This is a genomic window from Sporosarcina sp. ZBG7A (assembly GCF_000813425.1).
In the GTDB taxonomy this organism is placed as follows: Bacteria; Bacillota; Bacilli; order Bacillales_A; family Planococcaceae; genus Sporosarcina.
The window spans coordinates 39,149-49,715 of the sequence record NZ_JWIB01000027.1; the positions used below are offsets into that span (position 1 = coordinate 39,149).

22 protein-coding genes are annotated in these 10,567 nt (G+C 44.3%); all 22 read right to left on the minus strand.

What is annotated here, in order from left to right; genetic code table 11:
• Positions 1 to 47: 47 nt before the first annotated feature.
• The 22 genes from secY to rpsJ are packed head-to-tail and all read right to left on the minus strand — an operon-like array spanning position 48 to position 10,545.
• Positions 48 to 1,340, minus strand: a complete 1,293-nt coding sequence (secY, locus tag RL70_RS10185; RefSeq protein WP_039043303.1) for a preprotein translocase subunit SecY — start codon at positions 1,338 to 1,340, stop codon at positions 48 to 50.
• Positions 1,340 to 1,780, minus strand: coding sequence for a 50S ribosomal protein L15 (gene rplO, locus RL70_RS10190; RefSeq protein WP_025783845.1), 441 nt, complete (start codon positions 1,778 to 1,780; stop codon positions 1,340 to 1,342). Before rplO ends, secY begins: the two co-directional genes overlap by 1 nt.
• A gap of 32 nt (positions 1,781 to 1,812) precedes the next feature.
• Complete coding sequence (gene rpmD, locus RL70_RS10195) at positions 1,813 to 1,995, minus strand: 50S ribosomal protein L30 (protein WP_039043304.1); 183 nt, start codon at positions 1,993 to 1,995, stop codon at positions 1,813 to 1,815.
• A 13-nt stretch (positions 1,996 to 2,008) separates the two neighbouring features.
• Complete coding sequence (rpsE, locus tag RL70_RS10200) at positions 2,009 to 2,509, minus strand: 30S ribosomal protein S5 (RefSeq protein WP_039043305.1); 501 nt, start codon at positions 2,507 to 2,509, stop codon at positions 2,009 to 2,011.
• Positions 2,510 to 2,531: 22 nt separating this feature from the next.
• Positions 2,532 to 2,894, minus strand: a complete 363-nt coding sequence (gene rplR, locus RL70_RS10205) for a 50S ribosomal protein L18 (protein ID WP_039043306.1) — start codon at positions 2,892 to 2,894, stop codon at positions 2,532 to 2,534.
• Positions 2,895 to 2,927: 33 nt separating this feature from the next.
• Positions 2,928 to 3,467, minus strand: a complete 540-nt coding sequence (gene rplF, locus RL70_RS10210; protein WP_039043307.1) for a 50S ribosomal protein L6 — start codon at positions 3,465 to 3,467, stop codon at positions 2,928 to 2,930.
• 30 nt (positions 3,468 to 3,497) lie between these two features.
• Complete coding sequence (gene rpsH, locus RL70_RS10215) at positions 3,498 to 3,896, minus strand: 30S ribosomal protein S8 (RefSeq protein ID WP_025783850.1); 399 nt, start codon at positions 3,894 to 3,896, stop codon at positions 3,498 to 3,500.
• Between the two features lie 28 nt (positions 3,897 to 3,924).
• On the minus strand, positions 3,925 to 4,110 hold the full coding sequence (gene rpsN, locus RL70_RS10220; RefSeq protein ID WP_025783851.1) for a 30S ribosomal protein S14: 186 nt from the start codon (positions 4,108 to 4,110) through the stop codon (positions 3,925 to 3,927).
• Positions 4,111 to 4,130: 20 nt separating this feature from the next.
• Positions 4,131 to 4,670, minus strand: a complete 540-nt coding sequence (rplE, locus tag RL70_RS10225; protein WP_025783852.1) for a 50S ribosomal protein L5 — start codon at positions 4,668 to 4,670, stop codon at positions 4,131 to 4,133.
• Between the two features lie 26 nt (positions 4,671 to 4,696).
• Positions 4,697 to 5,056: a 50S ribosomal protein L24 gene (gene rplX, locus RL70_RS10230; RefSeq protein ID WP_039043308.1), complete on the minus strand. Its 360-nt coding sequence runs from the start codon at positions 5,054 to 5,056 to the stop codon at positions 4,697 to 4,699.
• Positions 5,057 to 5,090: 34 nt separating this feature from the next.
• Positions 5,091 to 5,459, minus strand: coding sequence for a 50S ribosomal protein L14 (gene rplN / locus RL70_RS10235; protein WP_039043309.1), 369 nt, complete (start codon positions 5,457 to 5,459; stop codon positions 5,091 to 5,093).
• Between the two features lie 39 nt (positions 5,460 to 5,498).
• Positions 5,499 to 5,762, minus strand: a complete 264-nt coding sequence (rpsQ, locus tag RL70_RS10240; protein ID WP_025783855.1) for a 30S ribosomal protein S17 — start codon at positions 5,760 to 5,762, stop codon at positions 5,499 to 5,501.
• 17 nt (positions 5,763 to 5,779) lie between these two features.
• Positions 5,780 to 5,980: a 50S ribosomal protein L29 gene (gene rpmC / locus RL70_RS10245; protein WP_025783856.1), complete on the minus strand. Its 201-nt coding sequence runs from the start codon at positions 5,978 to 5,980 to the stop codon at positions 5,780 to 5,782.
• Positions 5,970 to 6,404 (minus strand): 50S ribosomal protein L16, encoded by a 435-nt coding sequence (rplP, locus tag RL70_RS10250; protein ID WP_025783857.1) that lies wholly within the window; start codon positions 6,402 to 6,404, stop codon positions 5,970 to 5,972. Before rplP ends, rpmC begins: the two co-directional genes overlap by 11 nt.
• A 2-nt stretch (positions 6,405 to 6,406) precedes the next feature.
• Entirely contained in the window at positions 6,407 to 7,063 is a 657-nt protein-coding gene (gene rpsC, locus RL70_RS10255; RefSeq protein WP_039043310.1) for a 30S ribosomal protein S3, read from the minus strand.
• A gap of 3 nt (positions 7,064 to 7,066) precedes the next feature.
• Complete coding sequence (gene rplV / locus RL70_RS10260; RefSeq protein ID WP_025783859.1) at positions 7,067 to 7,411, minus strand: 50S ribosomal protein L22; 345 nt, start codon at positions 7,409 to 7,411, stop codon at positions 7,067 to 7,069.
• 19 nt (positions 7,412 to 7,430) lie between these two features.
• Positions 7,431 to 7,709 carry a 30S ribosomal protein S19 gene (rpsS, locus tag RL70_RS10265; RefSeq protein WP_039043311.1) on the minus strand — a complete coding sequence of 93 codons (279 nt, stop codon included), beginning with the start codon at positions 7,707 to 7,709 and terminating at the stop codon, positions 7,431 to 7,433.
• A 60-nt stretch (positions 7,710 to 7,769) separates the two neighbouring features.
• The gene (gene rplB / locus RL70_RS10270) at positions 7,770 to 8,600 is read right to left on the minus strand and encodes a 50S ribosomal protein L2 (RefSeq protein WP_039043312.1); all 831 of its coding nucleotides are present in this window, start codon (positions 8,598 to 8,600) and stop codon (positions 7,770 to 7,772) included.
• 27 nt (positions 8,601 to 8,627) lie between these two features.
• A complete protein-coding gene (gene rplW, locus RL70_RS10275; RefSeq protein ID WP_039043313.1) occupies positions 8,628 to 8,912 on the minus strand; it encodes a 50S ribosomal protein L23 in 285 nt (94 codons plus the stop codon).
• Complete coding sequence (gene rplD, locus RL70_RS10280) at positions 8,912 to 9,535, minus strand: 50S ribosomal protein L4 (protein ID WP_039043314.1); 624 nt, start codon at positions 9,533 to 9,535, stop codon at positions 8,912 to 8,914. Before rplD ends, rplW begins: the two co-directional genes overlap by 1 nt.
• A gap of 25 nt (positions 9,536 to 9,560) precedes the next feature.
• Complete coding sequence (gene rplC / locus RL70_RS10285) at positions 9,561 to 10,190, minus strand: 50S ribosomal protein L3 (protein ID WP_039043315.1); 630 nt, start codon at positions 10,188 to 10,190, stop codon at positions 9,561 to 9,563.
• A 46-nt stretch (positions 10,191 to 10,236) separates the two neighbouring features.
• The gene (rpsJ, locus tag RL70_RS10290) at positions 10,237 to 10,545 is read right to left on the minus strand and encodes a 30S ribosomal protein S10 (protein WP_025783865.1); all 309 of its coding nucleotides are present in this window, start codon (positions 10,543 to 10,545) and stop codon (positions 10,237 to 10,239) included.
• Positions 10,546 to 10,567 lie beyond the last annotated feature (22 nt).

A 10,567-nucleotide genomic window follows, 5' to 3' on the forward strand; every position in this document is an offset into this window, starting at 1 on the left:
GCCTTGCCCTCCAAAGATATTCAAGTGGAGAAACTCTTCACTTGAATTTATTTCATAAATCCTCTGTAGTGACGCTTAACCAATTGTGATTCAAGCTGCTTCATTGTTTCGAGGGCAACCCCGACAACGATTAGCAAGCTGGTACCACCGATTTGAGCGGACTGTGGAAGATTTGCAATTTCAATAATAATAATCGGAAGAACTGCGACAGTAGCAAGGAAAATCGATCCAACAAAAGTCAGACGATAGAGCGTGCTTGTCAAATAGTCCTGTGTATTCTGACCAGGACGAATCCCTGGGATATAAGCCCCTTGTTTCTTCAAATTGTCTGCGACATTCTCAGGATTAACCTGAACAAATGCGTAGAAATAAGTGAAGGCAACGATCAGACCGATATACAGTGCCATGCCGGCTGGATGCGAATAGTTGAGCACTCGCGTAATAGCAGAAACAGTACTGTTGTCACTGAAGAACGTGCCAAGTAATTGCGGCGTTGTAAAGAACGCAACCGCAAAGATGACTGGGATAACCCCTGCAGCGTTCAGTTTCAGTGGTAGGTGAGTTTGTTGTCCAGCAGAAGTCTGCCCACGACCCGTCACCCGTTTTGCATATTGAATTGGAATTTTACGCAATGCTTCCTGGAAGTAGATCACGCCAACTGTAATTGCAATAACTGCAACAAGTAACAGAACCATCATTGCAATACGGATGAACAAAGCATCCCCAGCATCTTGGATCTGTGACACGTACAATTGGTTGACTGCATTCGGAATAGCAGCAACGATTCCGGCGAAGATAATGATTGAAATACCATTACCGACACCTTTCGCTGTAATCTGCTCGCCGAGCCAGAGAAGAAAAGCGGTACCTGCTGTCAACACAAGAGCGATGACAATATACGTCGAAACTCCGTTATCTTCAACAAGTCTTCCTTGGAACATTTGGTTGAATCCAAATGACATAGCGATCGCTTGGATAAACGCAAGAATCATGGTGAAATAACGAGTGAATTGTGCAAGCTTCCGTCTTCCGACATCCCCTTGTTTTGCCCACTCAGAAAATTTCGGCACAACGTCCATCTGCAAAAGTTGCACGATGATTGACGCAGTGATGTACGGCATGATCCCCATGGCGAAGATTGAGAACTTAGAAAGTGCTCCTCCACCAAAAATGTTCAAAAATCCAATGAATTGATTGTCCGATTGCTGGAGCGCAGTCGCATCCACGTTCGGTACCGTTATAAATGTACCGAGACGGAATACGATGAGCAATAGCAGTGTGAAAATTATTTTAGACCGTATCTCTTTTACTCGCATGAAGTTTGAGATTGTCTGAAACATTATACCACCTCGACTTGCCCGCCCGCTTTCTCGATCGCTTCTTTAGCAGAAGCAGAGAATTTATGAGCTCTGACAGTAATCTTCTTCTCAAGAGTCCCATTACCAAGAATCTTAATACCGGATTTTTCATTGCTCACGATTCCTGTTTCAATCAACAATTCTGGTGTTACTTCTGTGCCTTCATCAAAACGATTTAACGTTTCAAGGTTTACGATGGCATATTCTTTACGATTAATGTTCGTAAATCCGCGCTTAGGTAGACGTTGGAATAGTGGAAGTTGTCCACCTTCGAATCCAAGACGTACACCGCCGCCTGAACGTGAGTTTTGACCGTTGTGACCTCTACCAGATGTTTTACCTGATCCAGATCCCATACCACGACCAACACGTTTGCGTTCTTTACGAGCACCTTCTGCAGGTTTCATTTCGTGTAATTTCATCTTTCGGCACCTCCTTATTCAAGAATAACAAATTATTGTTCGTTTACAGTAACCAAATGGCTGACCTTGTTGATCATGCCGCGGATAGCGACATTATCTTGGTGCTCAACCGTTTGGTTCATTTTGCGAAGCCCAAGAGCTTCAACTGTTTTACGTTGTGCTGGCTTAGCGCCAATCACGCTTTTAGTAAGGGTGATCTCAAGTTTATTTGCCATTGTGTTTCCCCCCTTAACCTAACAGTTCTTCTACGGATTTACCACGTAGCTGCGCTACATCTTCAGCACGCTTCAAATTCGTCAATCCCTGGATTGTAGCACGAACCATGTTGATTGGTGTGTTAGAACCTAGTGATTTAGAAAGGATATCCGTGATTCCTGCAAGTTCAAGTACCGCACGGACTGGTCCGCCGGCGATAACTCCTGTACCTGGTGCAGCCGGTTTGATAAGAATCTGACCTGCTCCGAAGTGGCCGATGATCTGGTGAGGCGTTGTGCCTTTGACCATTGGTACTTCGATTAGGTTTTTCTTCGCATCTTCGATTGCTTTACGGATTGCATCTGGAACTTCTTGTGCTTTCCCAGTACCGAAACCAACGCGGCCGTTTTTATCACCAACAACGACTAGAGCAGTAAAACGGAAACGACGTCCGCCTTTTACAACTTTAGCTACGCGGTTGATGGTAACTACGCGCTCTTCGAATTCACTTTTGTTTTGTTCATTACGACGCATGGAATATGTCCCTCCTTCTTAATTAAAATTCAAGTCCATTTTCGCGAGCAGCGTCAGCTAGTGCTTTGACGCGGCCGTGGTACAAATAGCCTCCGCGGTCGAATACGACAACTTTGACATTCTTTTCTGCACCTTTTTTCGCAATCATTTCGCCCACTTTAACAGCAGCGTCAGCATTAGAAGAAGAATCCGTTGAGAATTCTTTATCCATTGTTGATGCGCTAGCAAGTGTTACACCGTTTGCATCATCAATAAGTTGTGCATAGATGTGTTTGTTTGAACGGTATACGTTCAAGCGAGGACGCTCAGCAGTACCGTTGATCTTTGTACGGACACGTGCATGCCGCTTTCTGCGGGTAGCGTTCTTATCTTGTTTTGTGATCACTCGAGGTCACTCCTTCCGGATGCCTATGCGGCATTATTTACCTGTTTTACCTTCTTTGCGTCGAACAACTTCGCCTTCGTACTTAATACCTTTACCTTTATAAGGCTCTGGTGGACGTACTTTGCGGATGTTAGAAGCAAGAGCACCAACGCGTTCTTTGTTAGTACCGCGAACGATAATTTTTGTGTTAGCAGGCACTTCAACTTGAATGCCCTCTTCCGGTGTGAATTCTACCGGTTGTGAGTAACCAACGTTCAATACAAGTTTAGTTCCTTGCATTGAAGCACGATACCCGACACCAACTAGTTCAAGCGAGCGCTCGAAACCAGTAGATACTCCAGTAACCATGTTCGCTAGAAGCGAACGAGTAGTTCCGTGCATCGAACGGTGTTCTTTCGATTCAGATGGACGTGTCAAAGTGATCACGTTACCTTCTTGTTCGATCTTTATGTCTTTAGTAAATGTATTTGTAAGTTCGCCTTTCGGTCCTTTAACTGTAACGAAGTTATTCTCATCGATCGTAACTGTTACGTTTTCAGGCACCTCTATCGGACGTTTACCAATTCGGGACATTTGTTTGCACCTCCATTCAATTGTTACAGATTACCAAACGTAAGCGACGACTTCTCCGCCAACTTGTTTAGCACGAGCTTCTTTATCAGTCAAAACACCGTTAGAAGTTGAAACAAGGGCGATACCTAGTCCGTTCAACACTCTTGGCACTTCTGTTGACTTTGCATATACACGAAGACCAGGCTTAGAAATACGCTTGAGTCCAGTGATTACGCGTTCTTCGTTTTTACCATATTTGAGGAAAATGCGGATGATGCCTTGTTTGCTATCTTCCACATATTCTACGTCGCGGACGAAACCTTCACGTTTGAGGATTTCTGCGATCTCTTTTTTAAGGTTTGAAGCAGGTACTTCAAGCTTCTCGTGACGCACCATGTTGGCGTTACGAATGCGAGTAAGCATATCTGCGATCGGATCACTCATTGTCATTACATTAACCTCCTTCCCAAAATGGGGTTTACCAGCTTGCTTTTTTAACGCCAGGAATTTGTCCTTTGTATGCGAGTTCGCGGAAACAAATACGGCAAAGTTTAAACTTCCGATATACTGAGTGCGGACGCCCACAGCGCTCACAACGTGTATATTCTTGAACCTGGAACTTTGGCGTACGTTTCTGTTTTGCGATCATTGATTTTTTAGCCACGTTTTACGCCTCCCTTATGTTTACTTTTGGAACGGCATGCCGCACTGCGCTAGCAACTCACGAGCTTCCTCGTCTGAGTTGGCAGTCGTAACGATGACGATATCCATTCCGCGTACTTTAGACACTTTATCGAAGTCAATTTCCGGGAAAATTAGTTGCTCTTTCACACCAAGTGTGTAGTTACCGCGTCCGTCGAATGATTTATTCGATACACCACGGAAGTCACGTACACGTGGAAGTGATACAGCGATCAATTTGTCCAGGAACTCATACATGCGTTCTCCACGTAGAGTAACTTTTGTTCCGATAGGCATTCCTTCACGAAGACGGAATCCAGCGATAGATTTCTTCGCTTTAGTCACGACTGGTTTTTGACCTGAAATAATTGTCAAGTCTTCCACTGCAGCATCAAGTGCTTTTGTGTTTTGAACCGCGTCGCCAACACCCATATTGATAACAATCTTATCAACCTTTGGTACTTGCATTACAGATGTATAGTTGAACTTGCTCATGAGAGCAGGCGTGATTTCTTTTTGGTATTTATCCTTTAATCGGCTCATTCAGAAGAACCTCCCTTCTTAGAGAGTTATTTTTGAAGTTCTTTTTTGCTAATTTCGTCGATAACTTCGCCAGACTTCTTCGCAACACGGGACTTAACACGGAATGTTTTGTCGCCTTCGGTTTTTTCTTCAATCTTGTAACCGATACGTGTAGGTTCGCCAGACTTAGGGTCAACGAACATTACGTTAGATACGTGAATTGCAGCTTCAAGGCTTACAATACCACCTTGCGGATTCGCTTGGTTCGGCTTTGTATGCTTTTTAACAATGTTCACGCCTTCAACGAGGATTCGTTCTTTGTTCGGGAATACGGAAAGGATGACACCTGTCTTCCCTTTGTCTTTCCCGGAGATAACTTTTACTTTATCGCCTTTTTTAATGTGCATTCTGTTGCACCTCCTTGATTGGCACTGCTCTTAATTAAAGTACTTCTGGAGCAAGAGAAATGATTTTCATGAAGTTGCTGTCGCGTAATTCGCGTGCAACTGGTCCGAAAATACGTGTTCCACGAGGGCTCTTGTCGTCTTTAATGATGACACAAGCATTCTCGTCGAATGAGATATAAGATCCGTCTTTACGACGCATACCGCTCTTAGTACGAACGATAACCGCTTTAACGACTTCACCCTTCTTAACAACGCCACCTGGTGTTGCTTTCTTAACTGTAACAACGACAACGTCGCCGATGTTTGCAACTTTACGGCCTGAACCGCCAAGAACTTTAATTGTAAGCACTTCACGTGCGCCAGAGTTATCTGCGACTTTCATGCGGGATTCCTGTTGAATCAATTTGGTTACCTCCCCTCGGATACTGTGTTCCGAACGTTATTAGATGATGACCGCTTTTTCGACTACTTCAAGAAGGCGGAAACGCTTTGTAGCTGATAACGGACGAGTTTCCATAATACGGACTACATCGCCGATCTTAGCTTCGTTCATTTCATCATGTGCTTTATATTTTTTAGAATACTTTACACGCTTGCCATACAAAGAATGTTTCTTGTGTGTTTCTACCATTACCGTTACCGTTTTGTCCATTTTGTCGGATACAACACGGCCTGTGTATACTTTGCGTTGGTTACGCTCAGTCATGGGTGCAACCTCCTTCATCAGTTATTTGCACTGATTTCTCTTTGACGTATTACTGTCTTCATGCGCGCAATCGATTTGCGTACTTCACGGATGCGTGCAGTGTTTTCTAATTGTCCTGTCGCTAACTGGAAGCGAAGGTTGAAAAGCTCTTCTTTCAGTGATTTCACTTTTTGCTCGATCTCTGCAGTTGTCAAGTCACGGATTTCATTAGCTTTCATTAGATTCACCACCAATTTCTTCACGTTTTACAAACTTACACTTAACAGGAAGTTTGTGCGCTGCAAGGCGGAGTGCTTCACGAGCGACCTCTTCAGAGACGCCTGCGATTTCAAACATAACTCGGCCAGGTTTTACTACTGCTACCCATCCCTCAACAGCACCTTTACCAGAACCCATTCGAACTTCGAGAGGCTTCTTAGTATACGATTTGTGTGGGAAAATATTGATCCAAACTTTACCGCCACGTTTCATGTAACGTGTCATTGCGATACGTGCTGATTCGATTTGACGATTCGTAATCCATGCAGCCTCAAGAGACTGAAGGCCGAACTCACCGAATTGAACCGTTGCGCCGCCTTTTGTCTGTCCGCGCATTTTGCCGCGGAATACACGACGATGTTTTACTCGCTTTGGTACTAACATGATTAGTTGCCTCCTTCCCCAGAGTTCTTCTTCACTGGAAGGACTTCTCCACGATAGATCCATACTTTAACTCCAAGTTTACCGTATGTTGTATCGGCTTCAGCATGTGCATAATCGATATCTGCACGAAGTGTATGAAGTGGAACAGTTCCTTCGCTGTAATGTTCTGCACGTGCGATGTCAGCTCCACCAAGACGTCCGGATACTTGAGTTTTGATACCCTTAGCTCCAGAACGGATTGTACGTTGGATAGCTTGTTTTTGTGCACGGCGGAATGATACGCGGCTTTCTAGTTGACGTGCGATTGATTCTGCAACCAATTTCGCGTCAAGATCAGCACGCTTAATTTCAACGATGTTAATGTGTACACGCTTGCCAGAGATTTCGTTAAGATTTTTACGAAGTGCTTCGACTTCAGTACCACCTTTACCGATAACCATACCAGGCTTAGCTGTGTGGATAGTGATGTTAACTTTTTTCGCAGCGCGTTCGATTTCTACTTTAGAAACTGAAGCGTCTACTAAACGTGTTTCGATATATTTGCGGATTTTAAGGTCTTCGTGCAAGAGAGTCGCATAGTCTTTTTCTGCATACCATTTCGAATCCCAGTCACGAATTATACCGACCCGCAGACCGTTAGGATGTACTTTTTGACCCACGAATTATCCCTCCTTCTTTTCAGATACCACTACAGTGATGTGGCTTGTGCGTTTGTTGATTGCGCTCGCACGGCCTTGCGCACGTGGACGGAAACGTTTCATAGTAGGACCTTCATCAACGAATACTTCGCTAACAATTAGGTTCTCAATGTTCATTTCGTAGTTGTGCTCAGCATTAGCAATAGCTGAATTTAAAACTTTTTCTACGACTGGTGATGCCGCTTTCGGCGTCAAACGTAGGATCGCGACAGCTTCACCGATTTTCTTGCCCCGGATAAGATCAACGACTAATCGGACTTTACGAGGAGCAATACGGACTGTTTGCGCAGATGCTTTAGCTTGTTGCATCAGAAATTCCTCCTCTCAATTAGCGTTTCGTTTTCTTATCATCGGCACCATGGCCTCTGTAAGTACGGGTAGGTGCGAACTCACCTAGTTTGTGTCCAACCATATCTTCAGTGACGTAGACAGGAACGTGTTTACGTCCGTCATATACAGCAATCGTCAATCCGATGAAAGTCGGGAAAATCGTTGAACGACGTGACCAAGTCTTGATGACTTGTTTCTTTTGTGCATCTTTTTGAGCGTCAACCTTTTTAAGCAAATGATCATCTGCAAAAGGTCCTTTTTTCAAACTGCGGCCCATTTCGTTACCTCCCTTTGCGTTTGTACTACGGTCCAATCATTGAACCGCAGTGCAATCACATTATTTTTTGCGACGACGAACGATAAGTTTGTCGGATTTGTTTTTCTTAGAACGAGTTTTGTAACCAAGAGTTGGTTTACCCCAAGGTGTAACTGGGCTCGGACGACCGATTGGAGTACGTCCTTCACCACCACCGTGTGGGTGATCGTTCGGGTTCATGACAGATCCACGTACAGTTGGGCGTTTACCCATCCAGCGTGAACGTCCTGCTTTACCGATGTTGATAAGTTCGTGTTGTTCGTTCCCAACTTGACCGATTGTTGCACGGCAAACTGACAAGATCATGCGAACTTCACCAGATTGCAAACGGATGATGACATATTTGCCTTCACGACCTAGCAATTGTGCAGATGTACCAGCTGAACGAACTAATTGTCCGCCTTTACCAGGTTTCATCTCGATGTTGTGGATTGTAGAACCCATAGGGATGTTTTCAAGTGGAAGTGCGTTCCCTACGCGGATATCCGCTTCAGGTCCTGACATAATTGTCATTCCAACTGTCAATCCTTTAGGAGCTAGGATGTAACGTTTTTCTCCATCAGCATAGTTGATCAATGCGATGTTAGCAGAACGGTTTGGATCGTATTCGATCGTAGCAACGCGTCCTGGTATGCCATCTTTCCGACGTTGGAAGTCGATGACACGGTATTGGCGCTTGTGACCGCCACCTTGGTGACGAACTGTAATCCTACCTTGGTTGTTACGGCCGCCTTTACGTTTGACTGGCTGAAGCAAAGATTTTTCTGGTTTGCTAGCAGTGATTTCCGCGAAATCTGAAGTCGTCATGTTACGGCGTCCGTTGGAGGTAGGTTTGTATTTCTTAATCGCCATTTGTGTTCCCTCCTTCGTTTATTGTGATTAGATATCGAATAACTCGATGTCTTTAGAATCAGCAGTTAGTGTAACAATCGCTTTACGGCGCTTGTTCGTGTAACCAGCATGTTTACCCATGCGCTTGAATTTACCTTTGTAGTTCTGGACATTCACTTTTTCCACTGTTACTCCGAAGATTTCTTCAACAGCTTGTTTGATATGCGTTTTGTTAGCGCGAGTATCAACTTCGAAAGTGTACTTGTTGAATTCCATTGCTTCTGAAGATCGCTCGGTAATGACCGGACGCTTCAATACATCACGTGATTCCATTAACCAAGCACCTCCTCAATTTTTTTGACAGCATCTTTAGTTAAGATTAGCTGATCGTGACCAACTAGATCTAAAACATTGATACCGTTAGCAGTGACGACACTGATTCCCGGGATGTTACGAGCAGACAAAGCTACTGTTTCATCAAGGTCAGCAGTTACGAACAATGCTTTTTTGCTGATTGACAAGTCTTTCAGCACTTTTGTAAATTCTTTTGTCTTTGGTGCATCGAAAGCTAAAGCTTCTAATACTACCATTTCTTCGTCACGTACTTTTGAAGACAAAGCAGAACGAAGAGCAAGACGACGGACTTTCTTCGGCAACTTGTAGCTATAGCTACGTGGTGTTGGTCCGAATACGATACCGCCTCCACGCCATTGTGGGGATCTGATTGAGCCCTGACGAGCACGACCTGTTCCTTTTTGGCGCCATGGTTTACGACCACCGCCAGCTACTTCAGCGCGTGTTTTTACTTTGTGGTTCCCTTGACGCAATGATGCGCGTTGTTGAACCAATGCTTCGAATAGGACTGCTTCATTCGGCTCAATTCCGAATACATGTTCATTCAATTCGATTTCGCCTGCTGCAGATCCTGTTTGATTCACTACGGATACTTTTGGCATTAGTGTTTCCTCCTTTCTTCGTTAATTAGTTCCCTTTAATCGCGCTTTTCACTACTACTAGTGATTTGCGTGAACCTGGAACGTTACCTTTTACTAGTAACAAGTTGCGCTCTGTGTCAACTCGAACAACTTCAAGGTTTTGGATTGTAACTGTTTTGCCACCCATACGGCCTGGCATTTTTTTACCTTTGAATACGCGTTGAGCATCAACCGAACCGATTGAACCAGTAGAACGGTGGTGTCGAGATCCGTGGCTCATTGGTCCACGTGAGAAACCGTGACGCTTAATTACACCTTGGAAACCTTTACCTTTTGAAACTCCTGTGATATCGATGATTTCGCCTTCTGCGAATGTATCGACTTTGACTTCCTGACCAACTTCGTACCCAGCTACGTCTACTCCGCGGAATTCGCGAATGAAGCGCTTAGGTGTCGTTTCAGCTTTTGCAACATGTCCCATTTCTGGTTTGTTGGAAAGCTTTTCACGTTTGTCTTCGAATCCGAGCTGGATTGCTTCGTAGCCGTCTGTTTCAATTGTCTTCTTTTGAAGAACAACGTTTGGAGCAGCTGCAATTACAGTTACGGGGATCAAATCGCCGTTTTCAGCAAAGATTTGCGTCATACCGACTTTTCTTCCTAAGATTCCTTTGGTCATTTGTCACACCTCCTGATAAATTTGTTTTTAGTTTTATAGTTTGCCATTAAAGTTTGATTTCAATGTCCACGCCTGATGGTAAGTCAAGCTTCATCAATGCGTCAACAGTTTGTGGTGTCGGATTGACGATATCGATCAGACGTTTGTGAGTACGCATTTCGAATTGCTCACGTGAGTCCTTGTATTTGTGGACCGCACGAAGAATTGTGTACACCGAACGTTCTGTCGGCAATGGAATCGGACCTGAGACACTAGCTCCGGAACGCTTTGCAGTTTCAACAATCTTTTCAGCTGATTGATCGAGCACACGGTGATCATAAGCCTTTAAACGGATACGAATCTTTTGTTTTGCCATTATTTTCCCTCCTTCTCGCCTA